The 21309-nt window shown below is 36.5% G+C and carries 15 protein-coding genes; 2 read left to right on the top strand and 13 right to left on the bottom strand.

The features are described from left to right. Positions 1-36: 36 nt before the first annotated feature. Positions 37-1389, bottom strand: coding sequence for a DEAD/DEAH box helicase (locus BMX49_RS05690; RefSeq protein ID WP_034716955.1), 1353 nt, complete (start codon positions 1387-1389; stop codon positions 37-39). Positions 1390-1501: 112 nt separating this feature from the next. Here BMX49_RS05690 and BMX49_RS05685 point away from each other — a divergent pair, with 112 nt between their 5' ends. After that, complete coding sequence (locus BMX49_RS05685) at positions 1502-2083, top strand: hypothetical protein (RefSeq protein WP_126337050.1); 582 nt, start codon at positions 1502-1504, stop codon at positions 2081-2083. 41 nt (positions 2084-2124) lie between these two features. Here the strand turns inward: BMX49_RS05685 and BMX49_RS05680 are convergent, their stop codons facing one another. From BMX49_RS05680 to purM, 7 genes are all read right to left on the bottom strand, one after another. Further along, positions 2125-3771, bottom strand: coding sequence for an ABC1 kinase family protein (locus BMX49_RS05680; protein WP_034716957.1), 1647 nt, complete (start codon positions 3769-3771; stop codon positions 2125-2127). A gap of 92 nt (positions 3772-3863) precedes the next feature. Next, positions 3864-5393 carry a glutamine-hydrolyzing GMP synthase gene (gene guaA / locus BMX49_RS05675; protein WP_034716960.1) on the bottom strand — a complete coding sequence of 510 codons (1530 nt, stop codon included), beginning with the start codon at positions 5391-5393 and terminating at the stop codon, positions 3864-3866. Positions 5394-5733: 340 nt separating this feature from the next. Next, a complete protein-coding gene (gene purD, locus BMX49_RS05670) occupies positions 5734-6969 on the bottom strand; it encodes a phosphoribosylamine--glycine ligase (RefSeq protein ID WP_034716964.1) in 1236 nt (411 codons plus the stop codon). 176 nt (positions 6970-7145) lie between these two features. After that, positions 7146-8663, bottom strand: coding sequence for a bifunctional phosphoribosylaminoimidazolecarboxamide formyltransferase/IMP cyclohydrolase (purH, locus tag BMX49_RS05665; RefSeq protein ID WP_034716967.1), 1518 nt, complete (start codon positions 8661-8663; stop codon positions 7146-7148). A gap of 98 nt (positions 8664-8761) precedes the next feature. Continuing rightward, positions 8762-9178 carry an endonuclease domain-containing protein gene (locus tag BMX49_RS05660; RefSeq protein WP_051803569.1) on the bottom strand — a complete coding sequence of 139 codons (417 nt, stop codon included), beginning with the start codon at positions 9176-9178 and terminating at the stop codon, positions 8762-8764. Positions 9179-9218: 40 nt separating this feature from the next. Next, positions 9219-9788 carry a phosphoribosylglycinamide formyltransferase gene (gene purN, locus BMX49_RS05655; protein WP_034716969.1) on the bottom strand — a complete coding sequence of 190 codons (570 nt, stop codon included), beginning with the start codon at positions 9786-9788 and terminating at the stop codon, positions 9219-9221. A gap of 78 nt (positions 9789-9866) precedes the next feature. Then, positions 9867-10856 carry a phosphoribosylformylglycinamidine cyclo-ligase gene (gene purM / locus BMX49_RS05650; protein WP_034716971.1) on the bottom strand — a complete coding sequence of 330 codons (990 nt, stop codon included), beginning with the start codon at positions 10854-10856 and terminating at the stop codon, positions 9867-9869. 325 nt (positions 10857-11181) lie between these two features. Here purM and BMX49_RS05645 point away from each other — a divergent pair, with 325 nt between their 5' ends. Then, positions 11182-12045, top strand: a complete 864-nt coding sequence (locus BMX49_RS05645) for a DUF808 domain-containing protein (protein ID WP_034716973.1) — start codon at positions 11182-11184, stop codon at positions 12043-12045. Between the two features lie 76 nt (positions 12046-12121). Here the strand turns inward: BMX49_RS05645 and BMX49_RS05640 are convergent, their stop codons facing one another. The 5 genes from BMX49_RS05640 to BMX49_RS05620 form a co-directional block, all read right to left on the bottom strand. Further along, entirely contained in the window at positions 12122-12844 is a 723-nt protein-coding gene (locus BMX49_RS05640; protein ID WP_034716975.1) for a pirin family protein, read from the bottom strand. 551 nt (positions 12845-13395) lie between these two features. Next, on the bottom strand, positions 13396-16326 hold the full coding sequence (locus BMX49_RS05635; RefSeq protein WP_034716978.1) for a M16 family metallopeptidase: 2931 nt from the start codon (positions 16324-16326) through the stop codon (positions 13396-13398). A 301-nt stretch (positions 16327-16627) separates the two neighbouring features. Then, positions 16628-18619 (bottom strand): protein-disulfide reductase DsbD family protein, encoded by a 1992-nt coding sequence (locus BMX49_RS05630; protein WP_034716979.1) that lies wholly within the window; start codon positions 18617-18619, stop codon positions 16628-16630. A 111-nt stretch (positions 18620-18730) separates the two neighbouring features. Further along, positions 18731-19882 carry a TlpA disulfide reductase family protein gene (locus BMX49_RS05625; protein ID WP_051803570.1) on the bottom strand — a complete coding sequence of 384 codons (1152 nt, stop codon included), beginning with the start codon at positions 19880-19882 and terminating at the stop codon, positions 18731-18733. Between the two features lie 23 nt (positions 19883-19905). After that, positions 19906-21303: a RagB/SusD family nutrient uptake outer membrane protein gene (locus tag BMX49_RS05620; protein ID WP_034716982.1), complete on the bottom strand. Its 1398-nt coding sequence runs from the start codon at positions 21301-21303 to the stop codon at positions 19906-19908. Between the last annotated feature and the right edge of the window lie 6 nt (positions 21304-21309).

The raw sequence follows: 21309 nt of genomic DNA, 5'->3' as shown, positions 1-21309 counted from the left end.
TTTATTTCTTGTTTTGAAAAATCACTAATGAGAGAATTATTTCTTTCTCTTCGCTACTGATTTTGCTTTTTCGTGAGCTCTATTCGATCCCACTTTTTTCGGAATCTTTCTAGCGTGTGGTCCACCCCAGTTTTCTTTTTTGTTTTTATCTTTTTTCTCGTGGAATGCTCCGCCACCTTCTTCTAATTTTACGGTGTGTGCATTTTTCATCACCACCTCGTCTTTCTCAGAAGCAATTTTTACTGGATTAATTTTAACTACCGCCGGGAAATCTTTAATGATGACTGCCTTGTCCATTAAAACTTCAATATCCAATAACTGCGAATCTTCATTCTTAGTAACGAACGAAACCGCGATACCATTTTTATCAGCACGACCGGTACGACCAATTCTGTGGATATACTGTTCCGGAACTTCTGGAATTTCAAAATTGATAACGTGGGTAATATCCGAGATATCTAAACCACGCGCCATAATATCTGTGGTAATTAATCCGCGAACTTCTTGTTTTTCAAAACTACGCATCGCATTCAAACGGTAATTCTGTGATTTATTCGAGTGAATAACGTCAAATTGATCTGGAAATAATTCCTCAATTTTAGTGTATAATAAATCGGCGTGTTTTTTATTATTACAGAAAATAAGCACTTTCGAAAAGTCTTCATCTGTTTTTAAGAGATGTTCAAGAAGATTTATTTTAGTATTAAAGTTTTCTACCTTATAACCAATCTGTTCAATTTTCTCCAGCGGCGTTCCTGATTTCGCCAGGGAAATTTCCATTGGACCAGAAAAATATTCGTACAATAAAGCATCAACAGCTTCAGTCATGGTTGCAGAAAAAAGAATATTTTGTCTCTTCTCTTTCATCATCTGGAAAATATGCGTCAATTGTGCTTTAAAACCCAAATTCAGCATTTCGTCAAATTCATCGATGATTAACTTCGAAACTTCTTTTAAAGAAATTGCATTGTCAATCGCCAAATCCATTACTCTACCTGGAGTTCCGACCAATATATCGCAGCCGTCAGCAAAAAGTAATTTTTGAGTTTTTATATTTTTCCCACCATAAATACCGATTACTCTGGCGGTAATATCTTTGGTCAGATTCTCAACAATTCCTGCTACTTGTACTACCAACTCACGTGTTGGCACCAAAATAAGCACTGTTGGATTTCCTGTCTTATTATATTTCCAAGTTTTAAGGACTGGAAGGAGATAAGCCAATGTTTTTCCGGTTCCGGTTTGGGCAATTCCCATCACATCTCGGCCTGAAAGAATCGGGCTCAATGTCTTTAATTGAATCGGTGTCGGCTCAAATAAATTTTCATCTGCTAAAACATTAAGAATTTTTTCCGGAAGATCGAAATTGGCAAAGGTCATTTTTTCCATTTTGCAAAGATAGTTTTTTTGATAGGATTATAATATGTTGTATTTTGGAAGAATGAGACGTTTACTATTTTTAGCACTGCTTCTATTTTTTTCCTGTGAGAAAAAGGTAAAAATGAATCCGGAAAAAGATGTAGAAACACCGAAAGTTGAAAATACTACCACATCTACAGCGAATGATTCGATCGACTTACTTCCGTGGTTTCAATATTATCAAAAAGAAAATACTGATTTCACTTCGGCTTTATTTAATCTAAAACAAACTTCACCGATATCTTTTCAGAATTCGTCGGTTACGATTTTGAATGAAAAAGGATTTAACGAAATCTATAAGCCTTTTCTCATTTTTAATAAAAGTAAAAATAAATATTTAGATTTCGACAGTTATCAATGGTTTTTGCAACCCGATGGTAGCGCAGGATTTGAAGCTGATCAACAAGTTGTTCTGGTCGATTACAAAAAGAAAGAAGCCAGGCAAGTTGCTTTCTTTGGACCATCTTACTGGATCGAAGATGCTTATTGGAAAGGAGATTCGGTTGCCGTTTTACTCGGAAACACGTATGAGAAAGTTCCCTTTATGATGAAATACAATTTTAACAAAAATGAAGTCCAACACTTCGAATATCCTGATACTTTAAAAATCGAAATTCCCTACTCCAAAGTCAGATTAAGAAAGCACGGAATTAAAGTGGAGTAAAATTGAGAACTTCTACATTTTACTTTAGCAGCAATTTGAAATTATCTTTTCATTAATCTTAAGAAAAGAGCTAGCACCAGAAAAATGGAGAATAGGAGACTTGTGATAATCAAAACGGGAATTCCGCCAACATTATTACTACTTTCTACATTCCAGATAATCGCCGTTGAAATAATATTAGCACATAAAACCATCGCTAAAATAAGATTGACCATACTCGACTTAATGAGTTGGTGCGTCTTCTCAATACTTTTGTTTTCAGTGGCGACCGTAAATTTATTTTCATCCAACTTTTGCAAAAGCGACCGTAATTCTTTTGGAATTTCCTCCATATTTTCACTCAAAGCCATCAATTTCTGAGAGCCAGATTTCACTAATTTTTTTGGAGATATTTTATTAAAGAGAATTTTCTTCGTAAAAGGTTGCAGACTTTTTACAACATCTAAGTCGGGATTAATAGATCTTCCCACACCTTCAATTAAACTAATCCCTTTTAAAAGCAAGTATAAATAATCCGGCATGTTAAGGCGGTTAATCTTTAAAGTATTAACCATTTTTCCGACCAAGACTGGAACATCTATTTTTTCTAATGACGTACTGTGAACAAAATTAAGGACTTCTTCAACATTATTTAAAAAGGCTTTGTCGTCGGGAATCTCATAACTCACCGCCATCTTCTTCAAACTCATGACGATCTTAGGAGCATTCTTAGAAACGAAAGCCACAATCATCTGTTCCAGAATTTCTTTTTCATTCGGCTGAATTGTTCCGACTGCACCAAAATCAATAAAGACCACTTTCCCATCTTTCTTGACTAAAATATTTCCAGCATGCGGATCAGCGTGGAAAAATCCATAATCTAGAATCTGAGAAACAAAAACTCTTAATCCAACTTCCGAAATTTTTACAGGATCAATACCATTTTCTAAAAGCGCTTCTTTATTGGTAATTTTGATGCCATCCACAAATTCCATACAAAGGATATTGTTGCTGCAAAACTCCTCATACACTTTCGGAACGTACGTTTCTTTATTGTTCTTAAAATTGAGAGCAAATTGCTGAATATTATTCTTCTCGTTGGTTAAAGAAATTTCTTCCAGCAATGATTTTTCAAAAGTTGAAATTGCGCTTTTTAAATTGAGGCGTTCTCCCATTTCCGAATAAGTCGTAATCACTTTGACCAAATCGTGAATTAATAACAAATCATCCTGAATATTTTCCTGAACATTTGGTTTCTTCACTTTCAGAATTACTTCTGAACCATCATTCAAAACTGCTTTATAAACTTGCGCAATTGAAGCCGTCGCCATTGGTTTTTTCTGAATTTCGCTAAAATGTTCATACGGTGAAATATTAAATTCTTGTTCTAAAATTTCTTCCAGATTTAAATCAACTTCTTCTACTTTATCCTGAAGTTTTTGTAATTCGATAATTAATTCTGGCGGTAATAAATCTTCACGGGTGGAAAAAGTCTGACCTAGTTTCACAAACGTCGGACCCAATTCCTCTATCGCCATTCTGATTCTTTCGTACACAGAATTGGTAAAAATGATTTCATTTTCGTCAATGGATGGTTCATTGTTTTTCGCAAGATTCATTCGGGCTAAAATATCTTTGAACCCATATTTGCTAAAAATGGAAATTAATTTTGCAGAACGTTTTAGTTTTCTCTGCTGTTTATCGAACATAAAAAAGTTTTACAATTACTCTCAAAAAGCATTCCCCAATTATTTAAAAAAGGGGAACATTTATCATTGACTATTTTTGTGAAATATTCAGATTATTCCCACTCAATCGTTGCTGGTGGTTTGCTGGAAATATCATAAGCAACGCGGTTGATTCCACGTACTTCATTGATAATTCTATTGGAAATGGTATCCAAAAACTCATACGGAAGTCGGCTCCAAGTTGCGGTCATAAAATCGGTCGTGTTAGCAGACCGAACAACTGCTGTATATTCGTATGTCCTTTCGTCTCCCATCACTCCTACAGATTTTACTGGAAGTAAAACGACGAACGCCTGGGAAACCTTATCGTACAAATCATTCTTATATAATTCTTCGATGAAAATATCGTCTGCTTCTTGAAGGATTCTAACTTTCTCTTCATCGACTGCACCCAAAATTCTGATTCCTAAGCCTGGGCCAGGAAAAGGATGACGATGAACCAAATGATGTGGAATTCCTAATTCCTCTCCTACTTTACGAACCTCATCTTTAAAGAGTTCACGCAAAGGTTCCAGTAATTCAAAATCCATTTCCTCGGGAAGTCCGCCCACATTGTGGTGAGATTTAATCACAGAAGATGGACCTTTTACAGACTGACTTTCAATCACATCTGGATAAATAGTTCCTTGCGCTAAGAATTTTGCGCCTTCGATTTTCTTAGATTCTTCATCGAAAACTACCACGAATTCGTTTCCGATGGCTTTACGTTTTGCTTCTGGATCAGAAACTCCATCGAGTTTAGATAAGAATCTTTCGGCAGCGTCAATCATTTTAATTTTTAAGTTAAAATGTTCACCGTAATTTTCCATTACTTTTTTACCTTCGTCCTTTCTTAAAAGTCCCGTATCGACGAAGATACACTGCAACTGATCGCCAATCGCTTTGTGAATTAAAACCGCCGCAACTGATGAATCTACTCCACCGGAAAGTCCGAGGATTACTTTTTGGTCGCCTACTCTTTCTTTGATGTCTGCGATTGTTTCTTCAATATAGTTGGTGAGTTTCCAGTTTTTTGGTGATTTGCAAACATTGAAGACAAAGTTCTCCATCATTCTGGCACCTTCTTCTGTGTGCGAAACTTCAGGGTGAAACTGCACGCAATAGATTTTCTTGTTTTCGTTTGAGATCGCTGAGATAACATCGGTCATTCCGTTGATGACAAAACCTTCAGGCAAAGTTTCAACTTCGTCGAAATGGCTCATCCAAACGGTTGAGAAACGACTAACCCCAGAAAGCAAAGTATTTGATTTCTGGATTTGAAGTTTGGCTTTTCCGTATTCGCCTTTTTCTCCTTTCTTCACTTTTCCACCTAATAAATGAGTAGTTAACTGCATTCCATAACAAATTCCCAAGACAGGAATATTTTGTTCGAATAATTCTTTGTCAACTAAGTTTGCATTTTCTGCATTTACCGAACTTGGACCGCCAGAAAGAATAATTCCAGATGGTTCGCGTTCCATAATTTCTGACAGTGGCGTGTTGAAAGGCAGAACTTCTGAGTAAACACCCATTTCGCGAATTCTTCGTCCGATAAGTTGATTGTATTGTGATCCAAAATCGAGGATGATAATTCCGTTTTGCATATATGTTGGATGTTTTTTATTTTAGATAATAGATGAATAGACGATAGATAATAGACTTTGATTTTGATTTAAAATTTACAGTCTGTTATTAACCCCAAATAGATTTAAAGTGGCCTTTTTACTTTTTACTTGGCTCTTTTTACTGGCTCTTTCCTTTTTCCTATTTGTAAACCAATTTTCTTTTAATCCCGAAACCCTAGCCCTGATCGCAGTGAAAATCCCGGAAGGAGGCGAGAGCCGCCTTTGGCGGAGAGCGCCGACTGAGGAATTGCAACGTAGAGCAGGTTCCCGGCTTCAAAAAACAATAGAAAAAAAGACGTGGGAAACCACGCCTTATCAATTAAAATTTACCGATATCGTCTCTGTAATATTCGTAATCGTAATGAATTAAATTGGCATCGTGGTATACTTTCTCACGAGCTTCGTCGAAAGTATCGCCAGTTGCAACCAAACTTAAAACGCGGCCACCATTGGTGATAATCTGATCTCCTTTCATTTTGGCACCTGCGAAAAGAAGCTGACTAGTTACTTTATCCGTATTTCTGATGGTAAATCCAGTTTCGATTTGACGAGGATAACCTCCAGAACACATCACCAGACAAACCGCTTTCTTATCGCTGAACTTCAATTCGATATCTTTTCCATCTAAACAATCCATGATAACGTCGTACAGATTATTTTCTAGCAACGCCATAATTACCTGAGTTTCAGGATCGCCTAGACGCATATTGTATTCTAGCAAATAGGTTCCGTTATCAGTGACCATTAGACCAAAAAAGATGAAACCTTTGAAACGGATATTTTGAGAATGAAGACCTTTTAGCGTTGGCTTTAAGATGTTTTCTTCAAAATCTTTCTGATGTTCCTCGGTAAATTCCGGACTTGGCGCCACGCTGCCCATTCCACCCGTATTAGGGCCTAAATCGCCGCTGCCGGCTTTTTTGTAGTCCTTCACCGGAATACATGGAAATAATTTGTCACCGTTGGAGAAGGCAATAATCGAGGCTTCAAAGCCTTTAAGATACTCCTCAATGACCAACTGAATCCCAGCATCGCCGAAGATTCTATCAATCATAAATCGGTGAATCGTGGTTTCTGCTTCAGCTAAATCGTCAGCGATCACCACTCCTTTTCCACCAGCTAGTCCGCTCGCTTTGATTACTAAAGGAAATTCTTGGGTTCTTACGTAGTCGATTGCATTTTGATACGCTTCAAATACGACTGCTTTCGCCGTTTTGATATTGTGAGTCTGCATGAATTTTTTAGAAAACGCTTTGCTGCCTTCCAACTCTGCAGTTCTTTTTCTCGGTCCGAAAATTTTAAGATTATGTTTTTTAAACTCATCTACAATCCCAGCAACCAACGGAGCTTCTGGACCTACAATGGTTAAATCGATTCTTTCTTTGATCACGAAATCCCGTAATCCTTCAATGCTATCGTCATAGACATTTTGGCCCAACAGTTCTGTAGTTGCATTTCCTTTGGCGAAAAACAATTTTCTAACCCTGCGATCGCTATTCAATTTCAGTGCGATGGCAGATTCTCTGGCGCCGTTTCCTACGATTAATATTTTCATATGTAGCTATTTGTTATTTATATTGATGTTATGAAATCGCATGACCTTAGCTGTGACTTAAGTATTTCTTTTGCTGCGCTTTCACTCGTTTATTTGCGTTTTACAAAAATACTCATTTGAAAACTGATTTCAAATTTAGTTGCAAATAATTTTTATTCTCTTTTGGTATAGCAAAATCAATGCAGAAAATGTCTCATGTTGGTAAACATCATAGGAATCCCATGTTCGTTTGCTGCTTCTATGCTGTCCTCGTCGCGCATACTTCCGCCGGGTTGGATGATGGCTTTGATACCTTCTTTGGCACAGAAATCAACGACATCTCGGAAAGGGAAAAAGGCGTCTGAAGCTAAAACTAGATCTCCGTCGAATTTTGCTTTTGCTCTTTCCACGGCGTGTTCGGTTGCCCAAATTCTGTTGACTTGTCCGCCGCCAATTCCTAAAGCCTGATAGCCATTGGAAACTACTATTGCGTTGGACTTCACATATTTCACAACGCGTTGCGCGAATAATAAAGCCTTTTCCTGTTCAGTTGTTGGCTGAGCCACAGTCACCGTTTTAATGTCCTCAGAAAACTGATTGTCATTATCCTGAACTAACATTCCACCATCAATTTTCACCCAAGTTTGCTGATCGGTCACTGGGTTTTTAATTTTAATGATTCTAAGATTTTTTTTCTTCTTTAAAAATTCAATCGCATCGTCATCGAAATTTGGAGCCATTACAATTTCTAAAAATGTTTTGCTCAATTCTTCAGCCGTGGCTAAATCTACTTTAAAGTTCATTCCGATAATACCGCCGAAGATCGAAACTGGATCACATTCGAAGGTTTTCTTATACGTTCCTACGGCCGTTGTTCCGATGGCGACTCCGCAAGGTGTAGAATGTTTCACTGCGCAACAAGCCATCTGCTCTTTAAATTCATTCACGACTTTCCAACATAAATCCATATCTCGAAGATTATTGAAGGACAATTCTTTTCCTCCTAAAATTTCGAAATCTTTCATCGCACCATTTTCGGTTGTGGACGTATAATAGGCCGCTGTTTGATGTGGGTTTTCGCCATATCTCAAATCTGAAACCTTCTGATAAGAAGCCTTTAAATATTGTGGATAATCTTCATCTAAAAGCATTTGAGCAATCGCCGCATCATAAGCAGAAGTCAAATTAAATACTTTTCCGGCTAATTTTTTACGCGTTTCTAAAGTCGTGTCGCCCGATTCTTCCATTTCTTTTTGAACCAAAGCATAATCTTCAACATTGGTAATTACCGCAACAGACTGAAAGTTCTTGGCGCCAGAACGCAACATTGAAGGTCCGCCGATATCGATAAATTCTACTTTATCTTCTAAAGAAATATCCGTATTTGCATGAGCGAAAAATGGATAAAGATTAACGACAACCATATCAATTAAACCGATTTCGTGTTGCTTCACCGTATTCATATGTTCTTCATTGGAACGAACTGCAAGCAATCCGCCATGAACTTTCGGGTGTAAAGTTTTTACACGACCGTCCAACATTTCAGGAAAATCGGTGACCTCCTCAATTTGAATTGGATTTAAACCAGCGTCTTTTAAATGTTTAAAAGTTCCGCCCGTGGAAATTAATTCGTAATTGTTGGCTTCTAAAAACTTTGCAAAATCTACGAGTCCGGATTTATCGGAAACGGAGATCAGCGCTCTTTTTTTTGACATCTTTCTTTCTTTTTTACTATTTATTAGTTTATTTCAAGTTCTTTTTCAATTCCCCTCTTTTTGAAAGAGGGGTGCCGAAGGCGGGGTGTTAGATTTGATTATGAAAAATATTCAATAATATAATCTTCCAGCTCTTTCATCACATTTAATAAATCATTCTTAACTCTAAAATCTGAGATTCTATAAACTTTCAAATCTAATGATTCCAAAAACTGTTGCCTTTTTCCATCATATTCTTCTTTATAATTATGACTTGAACCATCTATCTCTATCACAATTCCTAAAGATTTAATATAGAAATCAACTATATAATTTCCAATTATTCTTTGTCGGTCAAAATCTATTTGATGAAATTCATTTTTTCGAACCTGTTTCCAAAATATAACTTCTGACAATATGTATCCCTTTCTTAAGCTTCTCGATCTGGCTAAAAGTTCCTTATTCTTTGGAAGCACTTCTATTTTTCTTCGAAAAATTTCAACTCCGTCAATATATGTTAATAGTTTTTTATCCATAATATTAAGTACACACCCCGTCCTACGGACACCCCTCTTACTAGAGGGGAATTCCCAGCACTTTATTTATCGCTCTGGGAAAAATTTCATATTCGACTGCATGAATTTTTTCCGCTAAGGTTTCTAAAGTTTCATCTTCTGAAATCTCAAATGATTTTTGAAGAATGATTTCGCCTTCATCAATTCCGGAGGTAACGTAGTGTACGGTTGCTCCACTTTCTTTTTCATTGGCAGCTAAAACAGCTTCATGAACATGATGTCCCCACATTCCTTTTCCACCAAATTTTGGTAATAAGGATGGATGAATATTGACAATCTTTCCTGAAAAAGAATCGCAGAACTCTTTATTTAAAATAGATAAAAACCCAGCAAGGACAATTAGATTAGTGTTCTCCGGAAGAATTTGTTTTAATTCTGACGAGAATGATTTCCCACTTGGAATCAATTGTGTTGGAATGCCGTGGTTTTTTGCACGGTCCAATCCAAAACAATCGCGGTCGGCAACAACTAAAGAAATATTGGCATTCGGGATTTGTCCACTGTCAATACAGTCTATAATTCTTTGTAAGTTGGTTCCGCCACCGGAAACTAAAACTACGATATTCTTCATTTATTCTGACAATACATAATAAGCAATGAGCAATGGGTAATGAGCCATTTGCTTATTGGTTATCGATATTTTAAAATATTAAACTAAACTTATTTTTTCTGGACCTTCCGTTACTACTCCGATCTCGTACGCATTGTCGACAAGATTTAATACTTTTTCAGCGTGTTTCTCATCAACCACGACCACCATTCCGATTCCCATGTTGAAGGTTCCATACATTTCCAAACGGTCAATGTTTCCGCGCTTTTCTAATTCCAACATCACAGATGGAATTTTAATTTTTGACGCATCAATTGTTGCACACATATTTTCAGGAATAATGCGCGGGATATTTTCAATAATTCCGCCACCAGTAATATGAGCGATTCCGCACAGCGCAACTTCTTCTAAAATCTTATGAATCGGCTGATAATATAATTCTGTGGGGACAAGAAGCGTTTCGTACAAAGGTCTTCCTTCAAACTCTTCATTAAAGTCTGTGAATATTTTTCGTACTAAAGAAAATCCATTCGAGTGAAATCCTGAACTTGGCAAGGCGATAATTTTACAGCCCGGTTTGATTCCTGAACCGTCAATAATATCTTCCTTTTCAACAATTCCGACACAAAAACCTGCCACGTCGTAATCGCCTGGTTTGTACATCCCAGGCATTTCTGCCGTTTCACCACCGATCAAAGCGCAATTATTGTCTTTACAAGCTTTCACCATTCCCATCACAATCTCGGCTGCGATATCAGCGTCTAGTTTTCCACAGGCTAAATAATCCAGGAAAAACAAAGGTTTTGCACCATGGCAAATAATGTCATTGGCACACATCGCAAAACAATCTACGCCGATTGAATCGTATCTTTTAGAATCTAAAGCGACTTTCAATTTGGTTCCTACGCCATCAGTTCCACTTACCAAGACCGGATTTTTGTACCCAGCGATTTCGTAGAATGCTCCGAAACTGCCGAGATTATTTAAAACATTTTTGTTGTGCGTTGTTGCCACCGCAGTTTTTATTTTGTCAATCGTTTTATAACCTTCTTCTTTATCGACACCGGCGGATTTATAAGTATTGCTCATTTTTGCTTCTTTAATATTGGGATTCTAAAAACATCTTGAATTTAAGTAAAATAAAAAAGCCGACAGTCATTTTGACCGTCGGCTTTTTCTTTATTTTTCAGCGTCGATTACATTTCCAAAATCTTGGAATATTTCTTTTGGTGAATGTAATAAATGCAGTTTCACTTTTAAAAATTTAGTTCTGCGAAAATAAGATTTTTTAAGCTGACATTAAAATTATAAATGATAATTTTTCCACAATTTTATCGTAGTAAATTTTAAACGAAATTGAATTAATCTTGATAATATCTTCTGGAATTTTCTATTTTTGCGACAAACAAAAAATATGGCTTCAGGATTTTTCGCAATATTAGATGATATAGCGGCTTTAATGGATGATGTTGCAGTTGCTTCAAAAATAGCGACCAAACAAACGGCCGGAATATTGGGCGACGATCTTGCCGTAAATGCTGAGAAAGCTACCGGTTTTTTATCTTCCCGTGAAATTCCCGTTCTGTGGTCGATTACAAAAGGATCATTTATCAACAAGTTGATTATCATTCCGATTGCTTTTTTATTGCAGTTTATTTATCCGCCAGCGATTAAATTCATTCTGATTTTGGGTGGACTTTATTTGGCTTATGAAGGAGTTGAGAAAATAATCGAATATTTATTTCATAAAAAAGATCCACATGAAGCAGTTGTTGAAGAAATAAAAGATGACGCTGAGGCCGAAAAAATTAAAGTAAAGTCTGCCATTACCACTGATTTTATTTTATCCTTAGAAATTGTAATTATTGCTTTGGGTTCTGTTTTAGAGAAAGATTTAGCCATCCAAATATTGACGGTTTCTGTGGTCGCCATTTTAGCAACGGTCGGAGTGTATGGAATTGTAGCAGTAATCGTTCGAATGGACGATGCGGGCTATAAGCTTATCAAAAATTCGCACGGAAAAGGATTTTTCAATTTCCTGGGGAATTTTTTAGTAAAGGCTCTTCCTATTATTATTAAAGCCTTATCGATTATCGGAACGATTGCGCTATTATTGGTCTCAGGTGGAATTTTTGATCACAATATTGAATTGGTTCATCAGTTTTTACCGAAAGTTACCGAAATGGCAAAACATGCGCTTTTCGGAATTGTGGCAGGTTTAGCAATGTTTGCAATTGTAACTGGCGGAAAGAAAGTGTATTCTCTGGTGAAGAAATAAGATTTTAAAATATAAAACAAAAACGGGTTGCAATTACTGCAACCCGTTTTTGTTTTTATTCGATTTAAAGGAAAAATTAAATCTTTGGAAAATCCATGGGAATTTCCATTAATAATATTTCGGAATCTTCTGTTGCTTCTAACATAAAGGAATCAGTTTCCCAGATTCCGAAGCCGTCTCTGGTTTCTAAATTTTGGTCACCTACTTTAGCGGAACCTTTTAAAACGAAAATATAAACTCCATTTTTTGAATCGTGTAATTGATATTCTTTTGAATTTCCTTTTTCGAATTTAGCTAAATTAAACCAGGCGTTTTGGTGAATCCAAACTCCTTCATCATCTGGATTTGGTGAAAGAATCTGCTGGAAATGATTTAAACTTTCGCCTTCTTTAATACTGATTTGATCGTAACGAGGTTCTACATTCTTTTTGTTTGGAACAATCCAAATCTGCAAAAACTTCACGAGTTCTTCTTTGTTTTTATTGTACTCGCTATGTTGCACACCCGTTCCAGCGCTCATCACCTGAATTTCTCCTTTTCTAATCACCGACGTTGTTCCTATAGAATCCTTGTGTTCTAAACCACCTTCCAAGGGAATGGAGATAATTTCCATGTCACGATGCGGATGCGTCCCGAAACCCATTCCTGAATCAACCTGATCATCATTAAGAACACGTAAAACTCCGAAGTGCATTCTGTCAGGATTGTGATAGTTTGCGAAACTAAAGGTATGGTGAGATTTTAACCAACCGTGATCTGCAAAACCTCTGGAATCTGATTTGTGGTAAACTGTTTTCATATCTGTTGTGTGTATATCTGTTTATAGAAATATTTCTAACGCAAAGTCGCAAAGATTTTATTTATAATACTTCTTAAAATTACGATCGCAAAGGCGTTTCACTTAGCGAGGTTCGCAATAAAACTGTTTTTACTTGGCTTTTAACTATCACACAAAAATACATCGACAACAATTTAAAAACATTGATTTAAGATAAGAACCTGAATCCAATTATTAATTTAAAATAATCAATAGGAATGGGCTCTCGAGCTTTTACGAGATTTCAGTGTAAATTGGCTTTAGACAAAATCTACTATAAGTTTCGGCTAAAGCCAATTCACCTCACCTATTCCCAAATCGGGCTAAAGCCCGATGCTATTGAAAAATTACAATTTTTTACAATTGATAATATATAAATAATCGAACACAAATTAGGAAGTTAGAAACCGATTAGAACCAAATTCGTATCAATTTTAAAAAATAAAAAAGGAGTCCGGTACAATACCGAACTCCTTTAATAACAACAAAAACTAATTAATTGATGATAAAATCGTGTTTAAAACACTTAACTATTAATAACCGAATATTTCCGTCAATGATAATTTCTCGTAGTCTCCTAATTTTTTCAAATCGGCTTCCGTAAGATTTTTCTCTGAAGCAACAACTGAATAGATATAAGGTTTCCCAGCGATATTCTTTTTGAAGAAATCATTCAGGTTGGTGAAACTTACTGCGCCTGCTTGCTCATAAATCTCTTTTCTGATATCTGTTTTCAAGCCTAAATCTCGCGCACCTAAATAATCGAAAAGAATATTATCCTGGGTGATTCTTTCATTTTCAATATCCTTTTTGGTTTGCGTTTTGGCTAAAGCAAGATTTTCTGGAAGTTGTGGAAAGTCGTTCAACAACTCGTTCATCGCGTTGGTAGCATCTTTAAATTTATCAGATTGCGAACCAACATAAGCCGTCACGAAATATTTGTCTTCTACTTTTCGCGGCGTCACAAACATCGCATACGTACTGTAAGCCAAGGCTTTACTTTCACGGATCGTTTGAATCACAACGGTTCCCATTCCACCGCCGAAATAATTATTGAAAACGGTTACAACAGGTTGCATTTTCGGGTCATAGTTTCCGCCAGTTCTTGTCCACTGCGTTTCTGCCTGAACCATTTCATAGTCTGCAAACAACACTTCATTTTTATCAGTCTGTTTTTGAAAAAATACTTTTGGTGCAATTGGCGTTGCAAATTTCTTCGGAACTGGATGCAGTTTTTTCAAAGTTGAAGTCAATTTTTTTAAACTTTCTGGACCGTAATACATAATCGTTTGATCGTAACTATTCAGTTTTTTAATCGATTCTAATAATTCTTTTGAAGTTACTTTATTCAAGGCTTCATCAGAAAAGTTGTAGTTAAACTTATTGTCTTTTCCGTACATCGCGTAACTAGTCAATCCTTGAAGAATGGCGCCTTTGTTATTCTTCATATCGGCTCTAGACTTAGAAAGTCTGGCTTTCAAAGCGGTCAAGGCTTCTTCATCTGGCTTCGCATTCAAAATTAAATCTTCATATAATTTCACGGCTTTATCAAAGTTTTCCTGCAAACCTTCAATGGTTACCAGCGTAAAATCTTCAGCGGTGTAAATGCTAAAACTACTGGCGATTTCGTAAAATTGCTTAGAAATATCTTCCGAAGATTTTTTGTCGGTTCCTAGGAAAGACAAATATTTCGCGGCTAGATCTTGTTTCAGATCGTTGTTTTTTCCGATTTTATATCGGTAACGAAGTCTGTACAATTGATTGTCTTTATTCGGAACGTACAGGATTTCTGCTTTACCAATTTTTGAACGCTGAATGTCTTTGTCATAATCTAAAAAGACTGGACTCACCTTGGTGGAAGGAAGTTCGTCAATCATTTTCACAAAACTACTTTGTTGATCAGCGTTGGTTTCAACTGGCGTAATCGCTGGCTTCTCAATTTGTGCCGAGGCAGGACTTTCGCCTTTTTTCTTTAAAACTGCAACATAATTATTCGCAAAATATTTATTGGCAAAATCTACAACTTGCTGTTTGGTGATTTTAGAAATATCTTCCACACCCGCAACTTGATCTCTCCAATCTAGTTCGTCGCTAAAGGCTTCCATCAAAGCATCTGCACGAGAACTGTAATGTTCGCTTTCCATAATTTCGCTCTTCTTCATATTATTGACAATTGACGTCAACAATTCTTGGTCGAAATTTCCGGCTTTTAAACGGTCGATTTCTTGGAACAATAAAGTTTTCACTTCATCTAAAGTTTGTCCCGAAGTTGGTGCCGCGGAAACAACAAACATTCCGTAATCGATCAATGGCATTACGCTCACAGAAGCCCAAAGCAATTTTTGTTTCTTCACTAAATTCAAATCGAGCAATCCGGCTTTTCCGTTGCTTAAAATTTGACCGACCAAACCAGCAATCAAAATATCTTTGCTTTTATTATTTGGCAAACGATAACCAATCATTATTTTCTCAGCATCAGGACCCGTAACTTCTTTTACAATCGGAGTGGTGATCTCTTGCTCAGGCTGAAAAGTGTACGGAACAATTTCTTTATTCTTTAAAAATGAAAAATCCTGGTCGATTTTTTTAATCACTTCATCAGGATTAAAATCTCCCGAAAGCACCAAGCCCATATTATTAGGAACATAGTATTTGTCGTAATATTTACGAATCTCCACTAAAGATGGATTCTTTAAATCTTCGATGGTACCAATTGTACTTTGCTGTCCGTAATTATGGTTTTTGAAAAGGTTGGCTAACATGGTTTCAAAAGCACGCGCTCCGTCATTATCTAAACTTCGGTTTTTCTCTTCATAAACGGCTTCCAGTTCGGTATGAAAAATACGGAAAACCGGATTTCTAAAACGCTCCGCTTGCACGGCCATGTATTTATCTAATGAGTTTCCAGGTACATCATCGGTATAAACGGTTTTCTCAAAACTGGTGAAAGCGTTTGTTCCCTGTGCTCCAATCGAAGTCATCATTTTATCATATTCATTGGCGATGGAATATTTTGAAGCCACGCCAGAAATAGAATCAATTTGATGATAGATGGCTTTTCTTTTCACCTCATCTTTCGTCTTATTGAACGTTTCGTATAAGGCATCGATTTTATCTAATTCAGGTTTTTCTTTGGCATAATCCAGGGCACCATATTTGTCGGTTCCTTTAAACATCAAGTGTTCCAGATAATGCGCTAAACCTGTGTTGGTCGAAGGATCAGTTTTGCTACCGGCTTTGATCGCGATAAAAGCCTGAACTCGAGGTTCTTTATTGGTTGGACTTAAAATGACACTTAAGCCATTTTTTAAAGTGTAGAAACGCGCTTGCATTGGATCATTGGTCACATATTTATAGGTGTAACCGTTTGACGTTTCTGTTTTCCACACATGCTCCTGCGCGTTACTGAGAACCGAAGTTCCCAGGGCACACAACAGAATAAATAAACATTTAATTCTTTTCATTTAACTTTCTATTTATTTTTTATTTTTAATTCTAATTATTGAAATCCGTTTTAATGGGGATTTTTTTTAACGCGAAGGCGCAAGGGTTTTTGAGAGATGCGATGCTTAAATTACGATCGCAACGGCGTTTCACTTAGCCAAGTTCGCAGGAAAATTTCCTGCTTATTTTCAAAATGGATATTAGTCTATTTTTATTTTTTTTCTTTGCTGAGTGAAACGCCTTGGCGAACTTAAAAACGTATGCAAAACAGCATTTTTGTAAAAAAAACCTCTGCGTCTTTGCGTTAAAATTTTTTATTTTTTATTTTTTATTTTTCTTGAAGTACTCTAAACCACATTGTAGGAAGGCTTTGAAATCTTCTTTTGGCATGTAGCCTGAAACTGGTTTGTTGATAATTTGTCCGTCTGGCGTAACCAAAACATAATGAGGTTGTGAATTATTATTAAAGTTGACTTGCTGGAACATGCTCCATTTATCGCCAATGGTTTTAATTTTCTTCATTTTGCCACCGCCCATGTCGATTGATTTTTGTTCGTCTTCAGGAAGTGCTTCTTTGTCATCAACATAAAGTGACGCCAAGATGAATTCTTCTTGTAGCAGAGGTAAAATATCCGGTTCATTCCAAACGAACTCTTCCATTTTACGGCAGTTTTCACAACCGTAACCGGTGAAATCGACGAGGATTAGTTTGTTTTCTTTCTTGGCTAACGCTAACGCTTTGAAATAATCGTTTTCTGGATGCATTCCGAAAATACCATCTTCTTCGTTATGGAAATAACTCACATTTACAGGAGGTAAAATTCCTGATAACATTGTTAGTCTTGGTCTTTCTGACGGAATTAAACCTTGAATTAAATAGACTAAAAAGGCAATACCTAAAACTCCGAACAATTTTCTTAGCGGAGAAATTTTTGCTTTTTTATCATCGTGAGGAAATTTAATAATACCGAATAAGTATAATACCAATCCGATGGTAATCAAGATCCAAAGTGCGATGAACAATTCTCTTTTCAGTAAGAACGTTTTCGTCACTAAATCTGCTTTTGATAAAAACTTTAAAGCCAAACCTAATTCGATGAACCCTAAAACTACTTTCACCGTATTCATCCAGCCACCAGATTTTGGTAAACTTTGAAGTGCTTGTGGAAATAAGGCCAACAGTCCGAAAACGATTGCCCAACTTACGCCGAAACCTGCGAGAGCAAAAGTCAACAACATTGGAACATTTGAAGAGCCTGTAACGGCGCTTCCGAGCAAACTTCCCAAGATTGGTCCTGTACAAGAGAATGAAACAATCACTAAAGTTAAGGCCATGAAAAAGATTCCGATAATTCCACCAGCGTCTTCTGCTTTGGACGATTTATTGGCGATTGAACTCGGCAAAGTGATGTCATAATATCCAAAGAAACTTCCAGCAAAGAATAAGAAGATCACGAAAAACGCGATGTTCAACCAAACTGAAGTTGAGATTTCATTAAATATGTTTCCAGCAATTCCATCAATAACGTGAAAAGGAACACTTAACAAAACGAAAATTAAGAGGATGAAAAATCCGTAGATAAAGGCATCTCTTTTTCCTTTTGATTTGTCTTTGGAACCTTTTGTAAAGAAGGAAACCGTTAAGGGAATCATTGGGAAAACGCACGGCGTTAACAAGGCGATTAAACCTCCAATAAAACCTAATAATAAGTAAGACCAGTAATTTTCAGACGGAGTTTCTGAGGCAATTCCACAATCGGTTAAAGTATTTTCAATATCTAATGAAGCGACTTTAATTGAATTAGAATCTATTCCTTCTGCTGTATCTGCAGCGACATCCGTTTCAGTTTCTAAGACTTTTCCATTCTCGATTGATTTCTCAAAAGACAAGGTATTCGGTGCTAAACAGATCTTATCATCACAAGTTTGGTAATAAATCTCAGCATCGATTTTGGCTAATTTCTCCGGATTCTTGATTTTAAATTTTTGTTTAAAATCAACTTGATTGGAGAAATAAATAATCCGCGCTTTGAAGGCTTTCGAATATTCATCGTGTTTCTCACCGACTTCTTCTACGCCACCAATCAATTCAACATCGTCACCAGAAATTTTTATCTCGGTTGGAATACCAGAATTTGGCGGCAAATCTTTGGAATACAAATGCCAGGTATCATCGATGGTTGCTTTGAAAACTGCTTCATAAACATTATCGCCCAATGGCTGAATGCTGTAATCGATTTTAACAGGATCTTTAACTTGAGCTGTAAAAAGAATACTTAAAAATCCGAGAAATAAGAGAAAAAACTTTTTCATATTGCGAAGGAACTTATTTAAAATAAAACTGCCGAACTAACGTATTAACCTTAAAAAAATTTGATATTTGACAATCAGAATAGTAATCAGCCGGCAGCCTTTAAAGATATTTTACTTGATAAATTTGGAAAGCGTTCGGTCTAAATCGAACTCCCGAAGATCATAATTAGAAGCGACAATTTTTCCATCTTGATCGATTAGGTAACTCGCCGGAATTCCTGTAATACCATAATTTACGACCTGAGGATTTCGAAACTCACCATCGACAATTACATTCGGCCAGATGGTTTTTTCGTCATCTAAAGCCTTAATCCAGGCATCATTTTTAGAATCTAAAGAAACCGACATAATTTCGAGACCTTTAGAATTGTATTTAGCGTAAGCTTTTTTCAAATTCGGGATTTCACCACGACATGGTCCACACCAGCTTGCCCAGAATTCTAGGATGGTGTATTTGTTTTTCGCTACCAGATCAGACAATTTAATGTCTTTTCCATTTCTGTCTTTCCCGATAATATCTTTGTACGTACTTCCAACGGTCACATTTTCGGCGTTATCCTGCATCTCCTTAAACTCATTCATCATTTTTTCGTAGTAGGTGATGTAGTCGCTTTTTCCGATTTCTTTTTTATACTTCGCCAGTCTCGCCAATATTTTCTCTGCCGTATAATCTCTATCACTAATCATGGTTGATGCAATCGCTTTCGCCATCGGTGGATTATCATCTGCAACCACTTTTTTCAGATAGTCATTTTTGATTTTATACACCTGATCACCTACTGTGTTGACGATTTTTCTCGCCTCTTCTACTTTCTTCTCATCGGTCATATCTAAATCCGTAAACTGTTCTTTGGAAACTTTACGACGTTCCAAATTTAATTTTGCGTATTTAGGATCTTTTTCATATCCATAAACGATGTTGTGGATTTCGCCACCTTTGATATCCGTGTTCATATCGGTGTCTTTCACATCGATGGCGATATCTGCATTTTCCAAAATAAAGGGAATATAAAGATGTGCTTTTTCATTAGAAATTCCGGCCGGAGCAGCTTCTGCAGCTTTTCCTGTGAAAACAAATTTTCCCTCTTTGTCGGCAACAACGCCTTTAATTTTCTCTCCTTTATAATCTAAAAGATAAAGAGAATCTACTTTAACCTCTTTTGGAAGAGTGGCAGTTAACTGATACTCCGATTTTTCTTTGGAACAAGACGCTACGAAAAACGCCATGATGGTCAGTAGAAATGTTTTGGTACTATTTTTCATTATAAATTTTTAATAATTAAAGGTTATTGGTTTTGAGGCATTCCTGGATTAAATTTTAAAACTTGCGCCGGAATTGGAATTACGAGTTGATTAGAATTTGCTTGAGCCGTAAAACTTAAAGGATTTTTACCTTCAATCTTATGCAACGTTGTTTTCGCAAAAGCTGGTTCTAAATTCTGACGTTTCAAATCGAAAAGACGCGTGTTTGAATAAATCATTTCCCGACGACGTTCCTCTAAAATAAATTTCAACAATGAATTTGGCGTTGGGAAATCTGCTTCAGAAACTTCTACATTTCCCTCAATTCTATTATTTCTAATATCGTTAACAATTGCAATCGCTGCTCCAGCATTCCCTAATCTCGCTTGTGATTCTGCAAGGGTGATCATCATTTCTGGGACCGAAGTAGAAGTTGTTCCTTTGAATTCATAATCGTAAGAGCCCATTAAATATTGAAACCCGATCACTTCACCAGCTTCTATTATAGGATTTTCGATGAACTGTTCGAACAACCTTTTGTCCATGGTTCCATCTTCTGGAAATAACTCCATGGCATCAGCGCTTAAATAACCATTCCCGGGTTGGGACATGTAATGAATGGCATATTGCTCATTATTTTTCATTGATAAAGTAAAGTTGGAGAAATCAGGTTGGGTATAATCTACGATCTGAGATTTTTTCTCCAGGGCCAATTCAGCATATTTCTTGGCATTTTCATAATCACTTTGATACAAATAAGTTCTCGCCAAAAGTGCATATCCTGAGCCTGAACTTGGCAAAACAAGAATCTTCGCTTTAGCTGGTAAATTCGGTAAGGCTAATTGCAAATCTCCAATGATCTGAGTGTACACTTCGGCCACCGTTCCGCGGGAAGGTAAGGTTTGGGTAACATCAGCTTTTAAAACCAATGGAACTCCGTAATCTGTACCCGCAGACGCTTTGGTGTATTGTTTACAGAACGTATTAACCAAAAACAAATATTCGTAAGCTCTACCGTAAAGGGCTTGTGCTTTTACTTTCAATCTTGCTTCTTCGGTATCGCCAACTTCTAAAGTGGCTGCATCGATTTCGTTGATGATTTTATTAAAAGTGTAGATGTTTTTGTAAGCATCATTCCAAGCACTGTTGGAAAGAGTGGGATCAGAAAATCTAAAATTACTCCAAGAATAAAGAGCGAAGTTGGTGTTTAGATTATTATTTACATTCCCAACCTCATTTGAAGAAAGATAAAAGTTGTCATTGGTTAAATGCAAGATTTCTTCATTTCTGGTAAAGTTGGGTCCGCCATCTCCACCAATCAATAACAATTCATAATCAGCTACAGAAGTCGGAATTATATATCCTTTCGGAACAACATCCAGATACTCTCTACAAGAAAACAGAAGCAGAGAACTTGCCAGTAGTACTATATATTTTTTCATTTTTTA

Origin of the sequence: Kaistella antarctica (assembly GCF_900109615.1) — a bacterium.
GTDB classification, from domain to species: domain Bacteria; phylum Bacteroidota; class Bacteroidia; order Flavobacteriales; family Weeksellaceae; genus Kaistella; species Kaistella antarctica.
This window is presented reverse-complemented; position numbering and strand designations above follow the sequence as displayed.

Coding starts and splice junctions, on each gene's coding strand:
- BMX49_RS05690 (WP_034716955.1), bottom strand. CDS start 1,389: ATGGAAAAAATGACCTTTGCCAATTTCGATCTTCCGGAAAAAATTCTT.
- BMX49_RS05685 (WP_126337050.1), top strand. CDS start 1,502: ATGAATCCGGAAAAAGATGTAGAAACACCGAAAGTTGAAAATACTACC.
- BMX49_RS05680 (WP_034716957.1), bottom strand. CDS start 3,771: ATGTTCGATAAACAGCAGAGAAAACTAAAACGTTCTGCAAAATTAATT.
- guaA (WP_034716960.1), bottom strand. CDS start 5,393: ATGCAAAACGGAATTATCATCCTCGATTTTGGATCACAATACAATCAA.
- purD (WP_034716964.1), bottom strand. CDS start 6,969: ATGAAAATATTAATCGTAGGAAACGGCGCCAGAGAATCTGCCATCGCA.
- purH (WP_034716967.1), bottom strand. CDS start 8,663: ATGTCAAAAAAAAGAGCGCTGATCTCCGTTTCCGATAAATCCGGACTC.
- BMX49_RS05660 (WP_051803569.1), bottom strand. CDS start 9,178: ATGGATAAAAAACTATTAACATATATTGACGGAGTTGAAATTTTTCGA.
- purN (WP_034716969.1), bottom strand. CDS start 9,788: ATGAAGAATATCGTAGTTTTAGTTTCCGGTGGCGGAACCAACTTACAA.
- purM (WP_034716971.1), bottom strand. CDS start 10,856: ATGAGCAATACTTATAAATCCGCCGGTGTCGATAAAGAAGAAGGTTAT.
- BMX49_RS05645 (WP_034716973.1), top strand. CDS start 11,182: ATGGCTTCAGGATTTTTCGCAATATTAGATGATATAGCGGCTTTAATG.
- BMX49_RS05640 (WP_034716975.1), bottom strand. CDS start 12,844: ATGAAAACAGTTTACCACAAATCAGATTCCAGAGGTTTTGCAGATCAC.
- BMX49_RS05635 (WP_034716978.1), bottom strand. CDS start 16,326: ATGAAAAGAATTAAATGTTTATTTATTCTGTTGTGTGCCCTGGGAACT.
- BMX49_RS05630 (WP_034716979.1), bottom strand. CDS start 18,619: ATGAAAAAGTTTTTTCTCTTATTTCTCGGATTTTTAAGTATTCTTTTT.
- BMX49_RS05625 (WP_051803570.1), bottom strand. CDS start 19,882: ATGAAAAATAGTACCAAAACATTTCTACTGACCATCATGGCGTTTTTC.
- BMX49_RS05620 (WP_034716982.1), bottom strand. CDS start 21,303: ATGAAAAAATATATAGTACTACTGGCAAGTTCTCTGCTTCTGTTTTCT.